This window comes from Streptomyces sp. ISL-11, assembly GCF_018614525.1.
Lineage (GTDB): Bacteria > Actinomycetota > Actinomycetes > Streptomycetales > Streptomycetaceae > Streptomyces.
This window is the reverse complement of the sequence record NZ_JAGGOL010000017.1, coordinates 132,383-150,456: the sequence shown is the minus strand read 5'-3', so window position 1 is coordinate 150,456 and position 18,074 is coordinate 132,383. Positions and strand designations below refer to the sequence as shown.

The window sequence follows — 18,074 nt, the reverse complement described above, 5'->3', positions numbered from 1 at the left end:
CGGGTCCAGACTGGACGCAGAGGCCGAAAAGCCCTTGTGCTCCGAAAGCCGGCCGAAGGGACGGAGGCACTGGTCATGGATCCCGTCATCACGGTAGGGCTCGACGGTTCCGCGGAAAGCCGGACCGCCGCGCTGTGGGCCGCCCGGGAGGCCGCGCTGCGCCACCGTACGCTGCGGATGCTCCACGCGTGGATTCTGCTCTCCGTCCCCGAGAAGCCGGCGACGGACGGCACGGCCGGGAGCGACCGCAATTACTGGGCGAAGAGGATCGTCGACGGTGCTCAGCTCGACGTCCACCAGCGCTTTCCCGAGCTGCCCGTCGTCGGGGACATCGCGGCGGAGGACCCCGGCCCCGCGCTCGTGGCGGCCTGCGCCGAATCGGAGATGCTCGTGCTCGGCTCCCGCGGGATGAGTCCGATCAGGGCCTTCTTCCTCGGCGACATCGGTCTGTACGTGGTGGCGCGGGCGGACCGGCCCGTGGTCCTCGTCCGCGCCCAGGAGGACCTCCCGGAGGACACCCCCCGGGACGCGGCGGCGGCAGGACCTCCGCCGGCCGCCGAGGGCGCGGTCGTGCTGTGCCTGGGCCTGCACGGCCCGTGCGAGGACCTCTTCGCGTTCGCCTTCGACATCGCCGCGCGGCGCGGCGCGACCCTGCACGCCGTCCACGGCAGGAGCCTGCCGGCGCAGGCGTACGCGCCCTGGGGCGTGGACCCCGACGTCGCGGAGGAGCTGGCGGCCGACGCGCGCGGGGCGCTCGGCGACGCGGTACACCCATGGCGCGAGAGGTTCCCGGAGGTGCGCGTGCGGGAGAGCGTGTATCTGGAGAGCCCCGCCCGGGCGGTCGCCCAGGCGGCGGCCGGGGCCGGACTGCTCGTCGTCGGCCGTCGCCGCCGGCGGCCGGCGCTGACGCCGGCCATCGGCCCCGTGCTCCAGTCGGCCCTGCACCACGCGCCGTGTCCCGTGGCGGTGGCCCCGCACGACTGAGCGGGCGGCTGCGGGCCGTGTCGTACGCACCACCGCTGCGCGGCGGGTGTCCTCAATCGCCGGACGGGCTTGATTTCGGCTGAGCTCAGCCGATCCCAGCCCGTCCGGCGTTTGAGGACGCGCCCGCAGGGCGCTCGCCGCCGCAGGCGGCAAAGACCGGCCCGCAGCCGAAGATCCGCCGACACGGCCTAGGAGCCGGGGGCCCGCTCCCCGCCCGTAGCGGTTCTGTTCGTGCGGTCGGTGACCGAGACGACGCCGTCGACCGACCGGCACAGCCGCAGCACGAGCGGCACCAGCTCGGGCGGCTCGATCGTGCCGCTGAGCACCACCTGGCCCTGTTCCACCTCGACGCCGACCGCCGCGGGGCTGACCCCCCGCACATCGACGAGGACCTCCTCCACGATCTCGTTGCGGATCGACCTGTCGTCGCGGAGGAACACCCGCAGCAGATCGCCCCGGCTCACCATGCCGATCAGCCGGCCGTCGGCATCCACCACCGGCAGACGCTTGACGTGGCGGGTGGCCATCAGGCGGGCGGCGGCCACCACGCTCTCGTCCGGCGTGATGCACACGGCGGGGCTGGTCATCAGCTGTCCGGCGGTGACCGCGGGCGGGCCGGACGGCGGCGGCGCGGGCGACGGGCCGCGCTGGTCGGCCTGCGCGGCCTGGGTGTGGATCAGATCCGCCTCCGAGACCACCCCGGCCGGCCGGTCCTCGGCGTCCACCACCGGGACGGCGGTGATGTCGAACTCGGTCAGCAGGTTCACGATCTCGCGGAAGCCCGTCTCGGGTACCACCCGCACGACCTCCGAGGTCATCACGTCCTTGACGGCCAGGTGCTGCATATCCGCTCATTCCCCGCGACCACGATCGGCCGGACGGCCGCCGTACGTCACCATCATCGCCGGTCGGGCACCGGAACCACGGCTCCGCTGCCGCCGTGTGCCGACCGGCCGGCCGGGCCGTCGCGTATCCCCCGGTGACCGTGACCGTGCGCGACGGCCGGCCCGGCACCGCCCGATCCGGCCGTCGCGCCGGGGCACCCCCGCACCGTCACCGCCTTGGACTCCATGCGGCCGGGCCGTTTCTCCCACGGATTCCGGGGGCCCGCACGGGCGCTCTACCGACGAGTAGGGGAACTCGCGACCCCCGCCGCCCACCGCGGCGGTGCGGATCGGGTGGCTCAACCGGCACTCTCCCGCTGATCGCTCCCGGCGATTAGCGTCCCACGGCGCGGGGGTCGCTTCCGGAGAGAGGGCTCACTGAGTTGTTCTACTACGTGTTCAAGGCCGTCGTGCTGGTGCCACTGCTGCGGTGGATCTTCCGGCCGCGCGTCGAGGGGCTGGAGCACGTGCCGACCGAGGGTGCGGCCATCATCGCGGGGAACCACCTGTCCTTCTGCGACAGCTTCCTCATGCCGACGATGGTCAAGCGGCGGGTCACCTTCCTGTGCAAGAAGGAGTACTTCACCGGTCCGGGCCTCAAGGGCCGGCTCACGGCGGCGTTCTTCCGGGCCGTCGGGCAGATCCCGGTGGACCGGTCGGGGATGGACGCCGCGCAGGCGGCGGTCGAGGAGGGGCTGGGCGTGCTGGGCCGGCGGGAGCTGCTCGGCATCTACCCCGAGGGGACGCGCTCGCACGACGGCCGGCTGTACAAGGGCAAGGTCGGAGTGGCAGCGATGGCGATACGGTCGGGGGCGCCGGTGATCCCGTGCGCGATGATCGGGACGTTCGAGTCCCAGCCGATCGGCCGCCGGCTGCCGCGCGTCATGCCGATCACCATCCGTTTCGGTGAGCCGCTGGACTTCTCCCGCTACGCGGGTCTGGACGGGCAGCGCGAGGTGCTGCGCGCCGCCACGGACGAACTCATGTACGCGATCCTGAAACTGTCGGAGCAGGAGTACGTCGACCGCTACGCGGCCGAGGCCAAGGCGGAGCACCAGCCTCCCGTCCTCCCGGTCCGGCCCGCCGCCCCCACCACGTCGAGGCTGCCCGCGCGGGGCCGCGCGGCGTAGGGTCGGTCCATGCTCCTGTGGCTCAACGGTCCCTTCGGCGGCGGGAAGACTCAGACCGCGCACGAGATCCGGCGGCGGCTTCCCGGCAGCGTCCTCTGCGATCCCGAGCATGTGGGGTTCGGCCTGCACCGGATGACGCCGCCGGCCCTGCGAAGGGATTTCCAGGACCTGCCGGCCTGGCGGCAGGGCGTGTTCGAGGTGCTGGACCTGGCTCTCGGCGAGCACGAGGGGGCCGTGATCGTGCCGATGACGGTCGTGGAGCCGGTGTACTTCCGGGAGATCGTCGGACGGCTGCGGGAACGGGGCCACGAGGTGGCGCACTTCGCGCTGCTGGCCGAGCGGGAGACGGTGCTGCGCCGGTTGCGCGAGCGCGGGTTCGGGCACGCGGTGCGGTTCGTCGCCGGAAGGGACGCCCCCTTGCGCCGGGAGAGCTTCGCGGTGTCGAGACTCGATCTGTGCCTGGAACGGCTGCGGGACGCGGAGTTCGCCGAGCAGGTGTGGACCGATCACCTCACGGTCCCGCAGGTCGCCGACCGCGTCGCGGCCTCCGCCCGGCTGACGCTCGTACCGAACACCGACGGCGCCCTGCGGGGGCGCCTGCGGCGGGCGTGGACGGGGGCGCGGCACATCCGGTTCGACTGACCGGCGCCGGCCTGTCCTGTTCCGGTCTTGCCGTTCCCGCGGAGGCTCCTCCCTGTCGCCACCTCGGTGTCGGTGGTCCGGCCGCGCCGGGGCCGCCGACGGCGGGGTGTGCGCGAGGGACCGCGCATCATTGCGGAGGGTCTTTTCCATGTGCCGGAAATCCCTTTTCCCGCGTGGGCGCGCACGGCCGTTCCCGTTCCCGTCTCCTGGACACCAGCCGCCCGATCGTCAACTCCGAACGCCGAAGGGCCCGTCCGGCTTCCGCCGAGGGGAGGGCGGCGAATGCGGCGCGACCGCCCGGCGCACGGGAGCGCGGTATCTCCGGTTCCCGTATTTCCGGAGTGCTTCCGGCCGGATTTTTCACGTACCGGTGAGCGGTCATGACTTATCGCGGCGGCGGGTGAATATACCCCTCCATAAATCCTGAAGGGCCCGCCGAAACAAAAAAGTTGTGATCTTACCGCCGGGTCAACTAGCATCCCAGCCATGCTGACGACGGGTCAATCCCGCTTGCTCTTATCGATCCTTTCGCTCGCCGCGTTCATGGCCGGTCTGGATCTTTTCATCGTCAACGTGGCATTTGATGACATCGGGCGTGACTTCCAGGGCGAGTCACTGTCCAATCTCTCCTGGATTCTCAACGGATACGCGATCATTTTCGCCGCGTTGCTGGTGCCCCTGGGCCGGCTCGCCGACCGGTACGGGCGCAAGGAGGGGTTCCTGCTCGGCGTCGCGCTCTTCACGCTCGCCTCCGGTGCCTGTGCCGCCTCGAACTCGCTGTGGATGCTGGTCGCCTGCCGGGTGCTGCAGGCCGTGGGCGCCGCCGCGCTGACACCGGCCAGTCTCGGGCTGCTGCTGTCGGTCTTCCCGCCCGAGGGACGCCCGGGCGCCGTGCGGATCTGGTCGGCCAGCGCGGCGCTGGCCGCCGCCGCCGGGCCGGTGTTCGGCGGCCTGCTGGTGAGCGCCTCCTGGCGCTGGGTGTTCCTGGTGAACCTGCCGGTCGGTCTGCTCACCCTGGTCGTGGCGGCCCGCAAGCTGCCGTCCTCGCGGGACGAGACGCCGTCGCGGATGCCCGACCTGGCGGGCGCGGGCGTGCTGACCGTCGCCGTCGGGCTGCTGTCGCTGGGCCTGGTGAAGATCGACGACTGGTCCGCGGTCCGGGTGGTCCTCGTCGTGGCGGTGGCGCTGCTGGGCATCGCCGGCTTCTGGCTGCGCTCCAGGCGCCACCCGTCACCGGTGATCGAACCGACGTTGCTGCGCGTGCCGGTGTTCGCCTGGTCCAACGCGACGGCGGTCGTCTTCAGTGCCGCCTTCGCGGCGAACCTGCTGTGCGCGATCCTGTGGATGCAGAACGTCTGGGGCTATTCGGCGCTGCGTACGGGCCTGGGGGTGGCGCCCGGACCGCTCATGGTGCCGTTGGGCGCGATCGCGGCGAGCAAGCTGGCGCGCCGCGTGGCGCCCGGGCGGCTCGTCGCCGCGGGCTGCCTGCTGTGCGTCGTCGGCGTGACCCTGATGTGGCGGCAGCTGGGACAGGAAGCCCACTACGCGGGAACGCTCCTGCCCGGCTGGCTCGTCGGCGGGGTGGGCGTCGGGCTCGCTCTGCCGACCATCCTGTCCACGGCCACCGCCGACCTGCCGCAGGAGCGCTTCTCCACCGGCAGCGCGGTGGTCAACATGAGCCGGCAGATCGGCAGTGTGCTGGGCATCAGCCTGCTGGTGGCGCTGCTCGGCACCCCGAGAACGTACGAACAGACCCATCGCGCCTTCGGGCATGCCTGGATCGCCATCGGCGTGTTCATGCTCCTGGGCGCCGTCACGGCCGTGGGAATGTCTCCGGTCCCGCACCGGCGGACCGTGCCGTCCCGCACTCCGAATTCCGCGTGAAGCAAAGCTCCACCAGAGGTCGAGGGGGAAGCCTCATGAACCGTAACCGTACCCGAATAGCCTACGTCGACTGTCTGCCCGATATCCGTCCGGAGGGACAGCTGTCCCTGGCCAGGTTCGGCGAGATCGCCCTCGACCGTCCCCGGCCGGACGCCTTCGAGCGTTATCTGCACGAACTCGCCGAAGGAGACGTCCTCGCGGCGGTCTTCGTCGGCGGCAGCGGATCCTCCGCTCCCGACGCCGTGCGGAAACTGCGCGGTCACCGGAAATTCGCCAAGACCCGGGCGTACGTCGTCGGAGAAGGCGCCGGCGGGCGCGTACCCGGCTGGGCGGAGACGCTGGACGTCGAGGACATTCTCGCGCCCTCGGCCTTCGCCGGTTACGGCTTCACCGACAAGGCCGAGATCGGCATGCGCGCCTACCACTCACTGGTCCAGGACGAGAACTACACGGACTACTACCTGGACATGACGTACAACAAGATCTTCGACTGGTTCGAGACCACCCGGTGGGACTGGAAAGAACTCGACCTCGACCGGATGCGGCCGGAGATGCTGGACGAGGACGAGATCGACTTCCTCACCGAGGCCGCGATCATCGAATTCGGCACCCTGCCGGGCGCGCACAACTTCCTGCGGGAGTGGGAGGGCGAGACCAGCTTCTCCTCCTGGGCGCTGATGTGGGGTGCGGAGGAGGCCCGCCACTCGCTCGTCCAGGCCCGCTGCCTCGACCGGCTGGGCGTGAAGGTGCGCTCCAAGCACGCGCTGTACAAGCGGGAGCCGTACCCCATCGGTGACACGCGCGCCGGCACGCTCATGATGAACATCATCTCCGAGTGCCGCGCGGCCGAGCTGTACAAGGCGCTCGCGGCGGACACCACCGAGCCCGTCATCAAGCGCGTGTGGAAGCTGCTCGGCCGTGACGAGTCCCGGCACGCCCGGGCGTTCTACGTCTTCACGCAGGAGCTGTGCGACGGCGGCCCGGAGAGCCGGATCGCGGCCCTGAAGATGGCCTACGTCTGGCTGGCCGACCGCAGCCAGGGCATCAAGCACCCGGCCGGCCACTTCTACCCGCACTCGACGTCGGCCAACGGCATCCGCCGGATCGAGACGGTCGAGGCGGGCGCGACGGACGCCGCCGACGAGAAGGTCCTGTCGATGGTGCGCCGGCTGGCCGAGGACGACAGCATCGAGTCGTCGAGGGACATCAAGAGGAAGCTGCGGACGCTCATCTAGCGCCACATCCGCCCGGTCGCGGCCGGGGCCGTCGGGGGACTCCTCGGCGGTGCCGGTCCAGCGGGCGGGCGCCGGTGTGCCGAAAAGGTTTGACGGGGGAAATGAACAACCGATACCAGTACGTTCCGTGCCGGTTCTTCTCGTCGATCCACAGTACGACCACAGGACATGACGAGAGGAGCCCGGAGTGCCCGAGTCCGTGACGGCGGAGACCGAGTCCAATTGCTTCGGCTGCGCCCCCAGGAATCCCATCGGTCTGCGCCTGGATTTCGAACGCCACGGTGACGTCTTCACCACCCGGGTCAAGCTCGGGGTGGACTACGAATCGTTTCCCGGAATCGTCCACGGCGGCATCGTCGCGTCGATCCTGGACGAGACCCTGGCCCAGGCCGTGTACCGCTCCGGCCGCGTCTCCGCCTTCACCACCGGTCTGCGGATCCGCTACGCGCGGCCGATGGAGACCGGTACGGAGCACACCGCGTACGCCGAGATCGTCAAGCGGGACGCGATCTCGATGCGGGCCACCGGCCGGGTCGAGACCGGCGACGGGGAGACGGTCGCCGTGGCGGACGGCACCTTCTACCTACTGACGGAGGACGCGCTCGGGCAGAACGCCGAGCGCATTCCCACGGATCTCATCAAGGTGCTGCGCTCCGCCAACGGGCCGGCACGACAGGGGGATTGATCACCATGGACATCCGTGCGCGCGTCTGCGCCATCATCAGCCGGCAGCTGTCCGTACCGGAGGCCGACCTCACCTCGGACCAGCACTTCCGCGCCCTGCCGAATGTCGACTCCATGCGCATTCTGCAGATCATTCTGGAGACGGAGAACGCGTTCGGCATCGAGATCGACGACGATGCCACCTTCCGGCTGCAGACCGTCGGCGAATTCCAGGACCTGGTCGAGCGGCTCTGCCGGCAGGGAGCCGCCACGTGACCCTGACGGCGGCGCTCAGGGATGTGGCGGAGCGCGGCACCGGGCACGGCGTACGGCTGTTCCGCGGCGACCGGGAGCGGGAGCGCGCCGGGTTCGACGAGCTGTACGCCCAGGCCGGCCGCGTGGCGTGCGGTCTGCTGGAGCGCGGGGTCCGGCCGGGCGAGCGGGTGGCCATCGCGCTGCCCACCTCGATCGACTTCGCCCGCGCGCTGTTCGGCGTGCTCGCGGCGGGGGCGGTACCGGTGCCGGTGCCGCCCCCGGCCCGGTTCGCGTCACTGGAGATCCACATGCGGCGCATCGTGATCGCGATGCGCCAGTCGAAGGTCCGCGTCGTGCTCTCCGACGCGGCGCTGGGCAGCCTGCTGGGGCCGGTGCTGGGCGGCGACGGCGAGGAGTTCCGCGTCCTGGACATCGCCGCCGTACCGGCTTCGTCCGCCGTCTACACCGATGTCGGGGTGGACGCCCCCGCCCTGGTCCAGTACACCTCCGGCACCAGCGAGGACCCCAAGGGCGTGGTGCTCACCCACGCCAACCTGCTGGCGAACGTGGAGGCGATCACCAAGGGGATCGGTCTCACCGACGCGGACGTCGGCTGCTGCTGGCTGCCGCTGTTCCACGACATGGGACTGATCGGGGCCCTGCTGTCCTCGGTGCTGGCCGGTGCGGACACGTGTCTGATGCCGCCGGAGGACTTCCTGCGCGACCCCGGGCGGTGGCTGCGCGTCATCAGCCGGCAGCGGGTGACGCTGAGCGCCGCGCCCAACTCCGGATATCTCCACGCCCTGCGCAAGGTCCCCGCGGAGGCCGTACGCGAACTGGACCTGTCCTCCTGGCGCCTCACGCTCAACGGTGCCGAACCGGTGGACGCCGAGCTGATGCGGAGGTTCTGCGCGCACTTCGCCCCGGCGGGCTTCCGCCGGACGGCGTTCCTGCCGGTCTACGGGCTCGCGGAGGGATCGCTCGCGGTCACCATTCCGCCCACCGGGCGGGAGGTGCGCAGCGTGTGGGTGCGGCGCGACATGCTCGGCGAGGGCATCGTGGAATTCGGCGGCCCGGACAGCGGTCACTGCCGGGAGATCGTCTCGGTGGGGGTGCCGGTCACCGGTACGGAGGTCCGGCTGGTGGGTGAGGGCGGCGGCGTGCTGCACTCGGACGCCGCGGTGGGGGAGATCCACATCCGTGGCGCCTCGGTGATGCGCGGCTACGAGGCCAACGAGCCGGCCACCCGGGCCACCGTGGGCGACGGCGGCTGGGTGTCCACCGGCGACCTCGCCTTCCGCAAGAACGGCGAACTCTACGTCGCCGGCCGGAAGAAGGAGATGATCATTGTCTTCGGCCAGAACTACTACGCCAGCGATATCGAGTCGGTGGCCGGGCGTCTGCCGGGGGTGGCGCATCACGGCGCTCTGGCGGCGACCGTCCCGTTCGCGGACGGAGACGGTCTGGTCGTCATGGTGGAAACCCGGGAAACCGAGCCGTACGCTCGGTCCGAGCTCGTCTCGCGCGTACGGTACGCCGTCTCCAGCGAACTGGGCATCACACCCCGGGAGGTCCTCCTCGTGCGCAAGGGCCGACTGCCCCGTACGTCGAGCGGGAAGCTGCTGCGACACGGAGCCCGGGCCGTCTACGAGCAGTGGGCGTCGGCCTCACCGGACGCGGAGCAGCCCCTGACCACCGATCAAGCCACCGTGGAGTGATCCGATGACCGAGAACGCCCATGACCCGGCCCCGCTGAGCGCCACGGAGAGAGAGGAGCTCCTGCGGAGGTCCTGGATGGCCACCGACGGCCTGTGGTACTACCAGACCGCCCAGGCACGCGGCATCGACGGCGCCAACGAGGCCAACATCCAGGTGGTCCGTGAGTTCGGCCGCCAGGAGATGCGGCGGCTGATGCGCGGTCTCGGCATCGCCCGGGTGGAGACCGTCGAGCAGTACCGGACGCTCTTCGCCACCGCCGTGGACCTCTACCTCGGCTCGCTGCTGGAGGCGGAAGAGACCCTGGAGGGTGACACGCACACCATGAACGTCACGGTGTGCTTCGCCTACAAGGGCGTGAAGAAGGCCGGCATCGACAAGGTCTACCACTGCGGTCCCGGTGAGCGCCTCACCGGCTGGTTGCAGGCCATGGACATGCCGACCGCGCTCGAACCGGGTGTGGGCCTGTGCCAGATGGCCCACACCGGAAGCTGCTCCTACCGCCTGAAAGTCGTTCCTCCGACCGGCGGTTGACGCCCGTCCCGGGGTGCACCGCGGCTCCTCCGGGCCGATCGCGTGGACCCCGGCCGGCCTCACCGCCGCTCCCCTGGAGATCCCATGACCCGGCACACGCCCGTTCGTCGCGCACCCGTCCGCCTCTCCCCCGAAGGGCTCGACCAGCACGGGGAGAACGCCCGGCTGAGGGCGCTGGGCGCCGCGGTCGAAGTGGAGCTGCCGGACGGCGTCACGGCGTGGGCGGTCACCCGCCACGAGGAACTGCAACGCCTCCTGGGCGACCCGCGCGTCGTCAAGAGCCTGGACCACTGGGCGGCGTGGGCGCGGGGCGAGGTGCCCGAGAGCTGGCCGATGCTGAGCTTCGTGACCGTGCGCGCCATGACCGCCACCGACGGGGAGGCCCACCGCCGGCTGCGCGGGCTGGTCGCCCAGGGCTTCACGGCCCGCCGCATCGAGGCGCTGCGGCCCCGCGTCGAGCGCATCGTCGACGACCTCCTCGACGGGCTCGCCACCGACGCGCCGGGCCCGGTGGACCTGCGGCAGCGCTTCTCCTATCCCCTGCCGATCAGCGTCATCTGCGAACTCCTCGGCATACCCGGGGAGCGCCGCGAGGAGCTGCACGCGCTGTCCGCCGTCATGACCGACACGACCATGGACCGTGCGGGGGTCCTGTCGGTGCAGCGCTCGATGTACGCGGGGCTCGCTTCCCTGATAGCCGCCAAGCGGGAGAACCCCGGCGACGACCTGACGAGCGACCTGATCGCGGCCCGCGAGGAGGGCGACCGGCTGACCGAGGAGGAGCTGGTCGGCACCCTGCTGCTGATGTTCGTCGCGGGCCACAACACCACCCTCAATCTGATCACCAACGCCGTGCGCGCCCTGCTCACCCACCCCGGTCAGCTGGCCCTGGCCCGCAGTGGCACGCGACCGTGGAGCGCGGTGACGGAGGAGACCCTCCGCTGGGACGCCCCGGTGGGCCGGTTCCCCCTCCGCTTCGCCACGGAGGACATCGAGGTCGGCGGCACGGTGATCCCCGAGGGCGCCGCCATCCTCGCCGCGTACGGCGCCACCGGGCGCGACGAGGTGCTCCACGGCCCCGACGCCGAACGGTTCGACATCACCCGGGACTCCTCCCGGCACCTGGCCTTCGGCCACGGCCCCCACTTCTGTCTGGGGGCCTCGCTCGGCCGCCTGGAGGTCGAGGTGGCGCTGCCCGCCCTCTTCGACCGCTTCCCCGGCCTCGCCCTCGCCGTGCCGGAGAAGGAGCTGCGGCCGCTGCCCTCCCTCGTCAGCAACAGCGTCCGCGCGTTGCCGGTGCTGCTCACCGGTTGACGGGGAGCAACACCGGCAGACGGCTCACACGGACAGCAGACGCTCCACGAGCCTGCGGTAGTCGAGGAGGACCAGCCGCAGGTCCTCCGTCCCGGGCCGGGCCGCGTCCTCGTGCCACGCCGTGCGCAGCGTGCGGCGGCGTTCGCCGAGGAGGTCGCCGAGGCGCGCGGTGAGGGTGTCGAAGACGGTGTCCACCTCCTCGACCGCGCCGCGCGGGCCGTCGATGAAGCCGTTCATGGCCTGCTGCAGCCGCGTGGTGAGCGCGTCGCGCTCGGCCGCCGGCAGGAGGGGTCCGTCGGTCGCGCCGGCGGCGGGCGCGGCGTAGGGCGGTGCCTCCCCCGCCGTCTCGACGGGTGTCCCCGCTCCTGTCGGCCGTTGTCCGGCATGCTGGTCCATCACACGTTCTCCTTCCGCGTCGCCTTCGCCTGCCCGGGGCCGCCCCGCCGCGCGTGCCGCTGCGGGCGATGATCCTCGGGGTGCGCCGTGACCAGTTCCTCGAAGAGTCCTCGCGCGCGTACGAGCGCTTCGCGCAGTTCCTCCGTCGGCGCCCGGTCCGCCCGGGCCCGCGCCGACGCGTTGTGGATCTCCCTCAGGCCGTGGACGGTCCGGGGGTGGTGCACGGAGAGGGCGTCGACCAGTTCGTCCCGCTCGCCGGCCGGGAAGCCGCGCTCGCCGGCGAGCCGGCCGAGCAGCACCTCGGCGTCGGTGACGGCCCGCGTGGGGGCGTCGACGAACTGTTCCTGGATGCCGGCCCACTGGGCGACGTACTGCTCGCGTGCCGCCGCCGGCAGGGGCAGGACGCGTACGTCCTTGTGGCGGCGCAGCCGCTCGTCGAGGTCCTTCTCCGCCGCTTTGGTGTCGCCGTCGTGCCGGGCGACCGCCGCTTCGTACTCGGGGCCGAAGCGCCGCCGCAGCTTGCGGCGGCCGCCGCCCCTGCCGCGCGCGACGGCCCGTACGGCCAGGGCGACGCCGATGACGATGACGGCCATGGCGACAACGAAGGTGAGAATGGCGCCGGTTGACATGGGTCGCCTTTCGCCGGTGCCCCCGCCTGTCGGGGGGCGATGGCGCCCGGGTAGCCCGGGCCCATGTGCCCAAACTCCCTTGTGAACAGGCACTGTTGTGCGGTGACACGGGTGCCCCGGGGGCGCTTCGGGTGCGGGCGTGGGGCTTGAGGAACAGGGCGGCGGCCGGGGAGAGGGTGCGGGTGCGGGCGGTGCCGATCCACCCGCACGCCGCCGTTCACCGATCTTGCTCATCAATCGGTCGTCAGACAAGCAAGATCAACATGGGGTGTCTCGCACCGTCACCTCTTCCGCCGCCGTGTCGTCAGCGGACGCGTGTTTGCCTTGGCGCTCGATCGCGTGCATGACGGTGTGGGCGTCTGCCGAGGGAGCGCCGGCCGCCCCTGGCGCGCCGCCGCGGCCGTGACATGCCCCACACCGCCGGCGCGGCGGTGCACGACTCTCCCGTGCCGCGCTTCCCCCGCCCCGCTCCGGCGGCGCGGCGGGGGCCCGCGCCGATTACCGCCGGGCGCGCGTCTTGGGCAGGATGGGCGCCATGACCGAGATCCGCACCCCCCGCCTCATCCTCCGCCGCTGGCACGACGACGACCTCGTCCCGTTGGCGGACATCCACGCGGACCCGCAGGTCATGCACTGGATCGGCGACGGGTCGCCCCGCGACCTGGAGCAGACGGCGGAGGACATCGAGCGGTGGGAGGAGGACTGGGACGAGGAGGGTTTCGGCGTCTTCGCCGTCGAACTGCTCGGTTCCGGTGAGCTGGCCGGCGCGGTCGGCCTGTCCGTGCCGGAGTACCTGCCGGAGGTCCTGCCCGCGGTGGAGATCAGCTGGCGGCTCGGCCACCAGTTCTGGGGGCAGGGTTACGCCTCCGAGGCCGCCCACGCCACCTTGGAGTTCGCCCTCCAGGACCGTGGCCTCGACCGCGTCATCAGCGTCGACCGGCTGGGCAACGACGCCTCCGAGAACATCGTGCGCAAGCTCGGCATGACGCCGGAGCGCGAGACGGTCCACCCGGTGTACGGGCACGCGCTGCACATCCACGCCATCGACCTCACCGAGTTCGAGGCATAGGTCTTCCGGGGGGCTCAGACGTCGCCGCCCCGCGGGTGCGCGGACGCAGGCAGCGGCTGTTCGGTCCAGACCGTCTTCCCCTCGCCCCCGTAGCGGGTGCCCCAGCGTTCGGTGAGCTGGGCCACCAGGAACAGGCCGCGGCCGCCCTCGTCCGTGCTGCGCGCGCGGCGCAGGTGCGGCGCGGTGCTGCTGGTGTCGGACACCTCGCAGATCAGGGAGGGGCCGAGGATGAGCCGCAGGGTCACCGGACCGTCGCCGTAGCGGTAGGCGTTGGTGACCAGCTCGCTGACGATCAGCTCGGTCGTGAAGGCCATGTCCTCCAGGCCCCAGGCGCTGAGCTGGTCGTTCATCAGGGATCGGGCCTGTGCCGCGGCCCGCGCCTCCGCCGGCAGGGTCCAGGTGGCGACCCGGTCCTCCGCCAGGACGTGCGTACGGGCGATGAGCAGGGCGACGTCGTCGTCGGGCTGTGCGGGCAGCATCGCCTCCACCACGGCCTTGCACATCTCCTCCAGGGGCCGGGCCGGCGCGGAGAGTTCGTGTGCCAGGCGGGCGAGCGCATCGTCCACGTCGGTGGTGCGCGTGTCGATGAGCCCGTTGGTGTAGAGCGCGAGCAGGCTGCCCTCGGGCAGTGGCAGTTCCATGCCCTCGAACGGCAGGCCGCCCAGTCCGAGCGGCGGACCGGCGGGCAGCTCCGGGAAGCTCACCCGGCCGTCCGGGGTCACCAGGGCGGGCGGCGGATGGCCGGCGCGCGCCAGCGAGCAGCATCCGGTCACCGGGTCGTACACCGCGTAGAGGCAACTGGCGCCGGTGACCTGGTCATTGGGGAAGTCCCGGCTGTTGCTCGCCTGCTCGGCGGCCAGGCGGTGCACGAGGTCGTCCAGGTGCGAGAGGACCTCCTCGGGATCGAGGTCCAGTTCGGCCAGGGTGTGCACGGCGGTGCGCAGGCGGCCCATGGTGGCCGCCGCGTCGATGCCGTGGCCGATCACGTCGCCGACGACCAGGGCGACGCGGGCGCCGGAGAGGGGGATGACGTCGAACCAGTCGCCGCCCACGCCCTCCACCGCGCCGGCGGGGATGTACTGGTGGGCGACCTCGGCGGCCGGCAGCTCGGGCAGTTCGCCCGGCAGCAGCCGGCACTGCAGGGACAGGGCGGCCTGATGCTGCCGGGTGTAGCGGCGGGCGTTGTCGATGCACACGGCGGCGCGGGCGGCGAACTCTCCGGCGAGGGTGAGGTCGTCGTCCTCGAACGCGGCCGGGCAGCGGGCCCGCCAGAGGGTGACGAATCCGAGGACGAGGCCGCGGGCGGCCAGGGGAACCATCATCACCGAGTGGACGCCGAGCTTCCGGGCGCCCTCGGCCCGTTCCTGCGCCACGGCGGCCAGGCCCGCGGTGCCCGCCACGTGCGGGACGAGGATGGGGCTCCGCTCGTCCAGACAGCGGGCCTGGGGAGTCCCCGGCGAGAAGTGGATGAGCCCGCCGACCGGGTACAGGACGTCCTCGGCGCCCGGGACGACGGAGGCGATGGCCTCCCTGCGCACCGGACCGAAGCCGTCGAGGGAGGGCTCCTCACCGCGGCTGACGGGTTCGAGCAGGTCGACGGTGGCGCAGTCGGCGAGCTCGGGCACCATCACGTCGGCCAGCTCGCGGGCGGTCGTCCCGACGTCCAGGGTGGTGCCGATGCAGGCGCCGGCGTCGTTGAGCAGCGCCAGCCGGAGGCGGGCCCGGTGGCGCTCGGTGACGTCTTCCACCAATTGGGTGACGCCCAGCACCCGGCCGGCGGAGTCCTCGGTACGGAAGGCCGAGACGGAGACGTACCGTACGTGCGCCGGATCGGAGCGCAGCCGGCAGGACTGCTCGGTGAAGATCATCGGACGGCCGGTCTCCAGGACCGGGCGCAGCCGGGCCTCGATCGTCTCGGCGTCCTCGGCCACCAGGTAGTCCCCGATGCGGTGACCGCGCGTCGTCTCGGCCGGCATGCCCCCGATGTGGGCGATGGCCCGGTTGACGCGCAGGACGGTGAGGTCCGGGGCGTGGACGGCGAGTCCGATGGGCGACCGCCGGAAGAGCCCGTCCAGGACCGACCGGTCGGTCTCCCACTGGACGACGTCCTCCGCCGGGGCGCCGACCAGGAACCACTCGCAGAACGGTCCGTCCCGCGTGACGCAGCGGGCGCGGACGCCCAGCCGCACGCGGTGCCCCTGACGGTGGACGACGGGTACGACGCCGAACCAGCCGCGCTCCCGCCGGCAGACCGCCGCCGCCTCGGCGAGCAGTTCCTTGTCGCCGGGGGCCACCAGGACCTCGGCCGCGGGCCGGCCCAGCACCTCGTCGGCGTGGTGTCCGAGCAGGTCCTCGGCGCGCTGCCCCCAGCCGACGACCGTCCCCCGGTGGTCCAGCACCGCGGAGGCCGCACGGCCGATCGAGAAGGGGTCCTCCGGGCTCTCGCTGAACAGCGTCATCGATGCGTCCGTCACCACCGGCCTCCTTCCGCGGGCCGCCGACCGTCGCCGGTGCGGTCCTTCCCCCTTCCACAGTGACGGGTGTCCGACATCGGCGCTTCTCACACACGCGGCACGGGGGGCCGGGGCCGGAGGGGACTCAGGCGGCGTGCCGCGCCCGGTCCTCGCCGGAATCCGCCGGGGACGGCTCACGGGAGGGCGGGCCCGGGACGACCCGCAGGTGGCGCCGGCCGTGGCGCGGAGTGTCGGCGTCGGCGTCGGGCGCCCCCAGAAGGCGCTCCTCGTAGCGGCCCATCGCGAGGATCCCGCACAACAGCAGAGGGGGAAGGAGGAGGGCGACGACGACCATGAGGGTGGTACTCCTTCCGCGAGGGCGGGGTTCACCTCCCTCGCGTTGCCCTGCATGGCCGCGCCAAACCCGCGCGCGGCAACACGAACGAGTGGCGAAGGTTCGTTCCGCACGCATGCCCGGCGGCTTCCGGCCACCCGTCGGGAGACCGGAAGCCGCCGGGTGGGCTCAGGCCGAGCGGCGCCGGCGGCGCAGGTGCGCGACCCCCGCGCCCGACGCCGCCAGGACGGCCGCGCCGGAGGCGGCGGGCACCCAGGGGCGGGAGGGGCCGGACGGGTCGGCGGAGGCGGAGGTGGAGGTGGACTGGTCCTCGGCGAGGGCGTAGCCGCCGGCGAGACCCTTGCGGTCGTAGGACGAGCCGGGGAGCTTGTCGCCGTAGCGCTTGGTGACGAGCTGCTGGTACGCCGCCAGGGTGACGCGCGGCTTGCCCTGGAGGGCCACGCCGGCCTCCTTGTTGAGCGGCTCGACGGCTCCGCCGTCCGTCAGCCGGTACCAGGCGTGGATCTGCGGCTCCATGAAGGTGCGCGCCCGGTCCGTGCCGCGTTCGGCGGCACTGATGTCCGCGTCGCCGTCCCGGATGCCGGCCAGCTGCCAGGACCCGTCGTCCTTGCCCGGCTTCCCCGGCGCGAGCAGGACGGCGGCCTGGTGACCGTTGGAGGCCGAGACGCGGGAGGCGAGGTAGGACAGCCGCAGGGCCGACCCGGCGGTGGGCCGGTCCTTGCCGGTGACGAACCCGGGCGCGAGCTCGTAGAGCGGCACCGGCTTCTTGAGGTCGAAGCCTGGCGCGGCGGCGGGGGCCTGCGCGAGGCCGCGCGGGGCGCCCGCCGTGCCGCCGTCCGCACCGGCGGCCGGGGTCCGCTGCTCGGCGGCCGTCAGGAAGCGGGAGACGGTGTCGTGGACCTGGCCGGAGCGCAGCGCCTGCTGAGCGGAGGCGTAGTCGGTGGGGGCGGGCGTGGTGGGGGTGTCGGCGGCCTGCGCGGGGACGACTGTGCAGAGGGTGGCGACGGCGGCCGCGAACAGGGTGGCGGCGCGTCGGTTCGTACGGTGCATGGTGGGTCGTCTCCTCTAGCCGTGGATGCCGATGCGCGTGTGGGTCCACCGGAAGGAGTTGTTTCCGGCGTAGGTGGAGTAGTTCCACCAGGTGTACGTCTGCGTGCTGGGCCAGGGGTCGCCGACCGCGACCATGTTGCTGCCGCTGTCGTAGCCGTAGACGACGTTCATGTGGCCGCCGCCGGAGGTCCAGCCGATGCGGACGGCGAACGGGCGCCCGTTGGCGACCTCGTTCTGGGTCTCGCCGAAGGAGGCGCTGCGGTAGAGGTCGGTGCCGCTGTTGCGGAAGCCCATGTTGTGGAGGGCGTTGGCCATGTCGCCCAGGGTGGCGGGCCGGTTGTTGCAGTCCAGTCCGCTGTTGCCCTGGGCGGCCAGGCGGCAGAAGTCGTACTGGTTGTCATTGGTGTAGCCCCAGTAGTTGGCGATGGTCAGGCCGGAGGCGTCCCAGCACCACTGGTCCCGGACCTGCTTCTGCATGCCGATGTTCAGGAGCTTCTGTCCGGCCGGCTGGCTGGAGTTGCAGACCGGCAGTCCGCCGGTGTCCTCCCGGATGAAGGCGTCGGCGATGTAGAAGGTGCCGGACCAGATCCAGCGGGAGTTGTTCTCGACGACGTCACCGGTGGTGCGGCAGGACATCGAGACGCGGTTGCCGACCTGTGAGGTGCCGGTGATGTTGGAGGACACGGACGGCAGGGAGCGCTGGTTGACGGTGCTGAAGTTGCCCTGTCCGCCGGTGACCGTGCCGGTGACCGCGGCCTGGGCCTCGGGGGCGATGCCCATCAGGAGTCCGCCGGACAGGACGGCGGCCATGGTGGTGAGGAGGGTCTTTCCGCGGCCCGTTATGCGGGCCGGCCTGCGGAGTCTGCGCATGGGGGGTTTTC

At 72.1% G+C, this 18,074-nt stretch carries 18 protein-coding genes; 11 read left to right on the top strand and 7 right to left on the bottom strand.

Annotation, left to right across the window (positions count from 1 at the left end):
* Positions 1 to 75 precede the first annotated feature (75 nt).
* A complete protein-coding gene (locus J7E86_RS05110) occupies positions 76 to 984 on the top strand; it encodes a universal stress protein (protein WP_215080178.1) in 909 nt (302 codons plus the stop codon).
* Between the two features lie 188 nt (positions 985 to 1,172).
* Here the strand turns inward: J7E86_RS05110 and J7E86_RS05105 are convergent, their stop codons facing one another.
* Positions 1,173 to 1,829 carry a CBS domain-containing protein gene (locus J7E86_RS05105; RefSeq protein ID WP_215080176.1) on the bottom strand — a complete coding sequence of 219 codons (657 nt, stop codon included), beginning with the start codon at positions 1,827 to 1,829 and terminating at the stop codon, positions 1,173 to 1,175.
* A 422-nt stretch (positions 1,830 to 2,251) separates the two neighbouring features.
* On the opposite strand from J7E86_RS05105, the gene J7E86_RS05100 reads away from it, so the two are divergent.
* The 9 genes from J7E86_RS05100 (at position 2,252) to J7E86_RS05060 (ending at position 11,241) form a co-directional block, all read left to right on the top strand.
* Positions 2,252 to 2,998: a 1-acyl-sn-glycerol-3-phosphate acyltransferase gene (locus J7E86_RS05100; RefSeq protein WP_215080175.1), complete on the top strand. Its 747-nt coding sequence runs from the start codon at positions 2,252 to 2,254 to the stop codon at positions 2,996 to 2,998.
* A 9-nt stretch (positions 2,999 to 3,007) separates the two neighbouring features.
* The gene (locus J7E86_RS05095) at positions 3,008 to 3,640 is read left to right on the top strand and encodes an AAA family ATPase (protein WP_215080173.1); all 633 of its coding nucleotides are present in this window, start codon (positions 3,008 to 3,010) and stop codon (positions 3,638 to 3,640) included.
* Positions 3,641 to 4,126: 486 nt separating this feature from the next.
* Entirely contained in the window at positions 4,127 to 5,524 is a 1,398-nt protein-coding gene (locus J7E86_RS05090; RefSeq protein ID WP_215080171.1) for an MFS transporter, read from the top strand.
* Positions 5,525 to 5,559: 35 nt separating this feature from the next.
* Positions 5,560 to 6,759 (top strand): ferritin family protein, encoded by a 1,200-nt coding sequence (locus tag J7E86_RS05085; RefSeq protein ID WP_215080169.1) that lies wholly within the window; start codon positions 5,560 to 5,562, stop codon positions 6,757 to 6,759.
* Positions 6,760 to 6,946: 187 nt separating this feature from the next.
* Positions 6,947 to 7,444, top strand: a complete 498-nt coding sequence (locus J7E86_RS30760) for a PaaI family thioesterase (RefSeq protein WP_215080168.1) — start codon at positions 6,947 to 6,949, stop codon at positions 7,442 to 7,444.
* A 5-nt stretch (positions 7,445 to 7,449) separates the two neighbouring features.
* Positions 7,450 to 7,698, top strand: a complete 249-nt coding sequence (locus tag J7E86_RS05075; RefSeq protein WP_215080166.1) for an acyl carrier protein — start codon at positions 7,450 to 7,452, stop codon at positions 7,696 to 7,698.
* Positions 7,695 to 9,395, top strand: a complete 1,701-nt coding sequence (locus tag J7E86_RS05070; RefSeq protein ID WP_215080164.1) for an AMP-binding protein — start codon at positions 7,695 to 7,697, stop codon at positions 9,393 to 9,395. The genes J7E86_RS05075 and J7E86_RS05070 overlap by 4 nt, the downstream gene beginning before the upstream one ends.
* A gap of 4 nt (positions 9,396 to 9,399) precedes the next feature.
* Positions 9,400 to 9,927 (top strand): DUF6125 family protein, encoded by a 528-nt coding sequence (locus tag J7E86_RS05065; protein ID WP_215080162.1) that lies wholly within the window; start codon positions 9,400 to 9,402, stop codon positions 9,925 to 9,927.
* A gap of 84 nt (positions 9,928 to 10,011) precedes the next feature.
* Positions 10,012 to 11,241 carry a cytochrome P450 gene (locus tag J7E86_RS05060; protein ID WP_215080160.1) on the top strand — a complete coding sequence of 410 codons (1,230 nt, stop codon included), beginning with the start codon at positions 10,012 to 10,014 and terminating at the stop codon, positions 11,239 to 11,241.
* Positions 11,242 to 11,265: 24 nt separating this feature from the next.
* On the opposite strand, the gene J7E86_RS05055 is transcribed toward J7E86_RS05060, so the two are convergent.
* Together J7E86_RS05055 and J7E86_RS05050 are read right to left on the bottom strand one after the other, a co-directional pair.
* Positions 11,266 to 11,637, bottom strand: coding sequence for a hypothetical protein (locus tag J7E86_RS05055; protein ID WP_215080158.1), 372 nt, complete (start codon positions 11,635 to 11,637; stop codon positions 11,266 to 11,268).
* Positions 11,637 to 12,266 (bottom strand): hypothetical protein, encoded by a 630-nt coding sequence (locus J7E86_RS05050; protein WP_215080156.1) that lies wholly within the window; start codon positions 12,264 to 12,266, stop codon positions 11,637 to 11,639. The genes J7E86_RS05055 and J7E86_RS05050 overlap by 1 nt, the downstream gene beginning before the upstream one ends.
* Before the next feature lie 535 nt (positions 12,267 to 12,801).
* On the opposite strand from J7E86_RS05050, the gene J7E86_RS05045 reads away from it, so the two are divergent.
* Positions 12,802 to 13,335 (top strand): GNAT family N-acetyltransferase, encoded by a 534-nt coding sequence (locus J7E86_RS05045; RefSeq protein WP_215080155.1) that lies wholly within the window; start codon positions 12,802 to 12,804, stop codon positions 13,333 to 13,335.
* Positions 13,336 to 13,349: 14 nt separating this feature from the next.
* On the opposite strand, the gene J7E86_RS05040 is transcribed toward J7E86_RS05045, so the two are convergent.
* The 4 genes from J7E86_RS05040 to J7E86_RS31530 all read right to left on the bottom strand — a co-directional run bounded on the left by J7E86_RS05040 (position 13,350) and on the right by J7E86_RS31530 (position 18,063).
* Complete coding sequence (locus tag J7E86_RS05040; protein ID WP_215080208.1) at positions 13,350 to 15,794, bottom strand: SpoIIE family protein phosphatase; 2,445 nt, start codon at positions 15,792 to 15,794, stop codon at positions 13,350 to 13,352.
* Positions 15,795 to 15,933: 139 nt separating this feature from the next.
* A complete protein-coding gene (locus J7E86_RS05035; RefSeq protein WP_215080153.1) occupies positions 15,934 to 16,143 on the bottom strand; it encodes a hypothetical protein in 210 nt (69 codons plus the stop codon).
* A 168-nt stretch (positions 16,144 to 16,311) separates the two neighbouring features.
* On the bottom strand, positions 16,312 to 17,193 hold the full coding sequence (locus J7E86_RS05030) for a hypothetical protein (RefSeq protein WP_215080151.1): 882 nt from the start codon (positions 17,191 to 17,193) through the stop codon (positions 16,312 to 16,314).
* A 15-nt stretch (positions 17,194 to 17,208) separates the two neighbouring features.
* Complete coding sequence (locus tag J7E86_RS31530) at positions 17,209 to 18,063, bottom strand: papain-like cysteine protease family protein (protein ID WP_285439640.1); 855 nt, start codon at positions 18,061 to 18,063, stop codon at positions 17,209 to 17,211.
* Positions 18,064 to 18,074 lie beyond the last annotated feature (11 nt).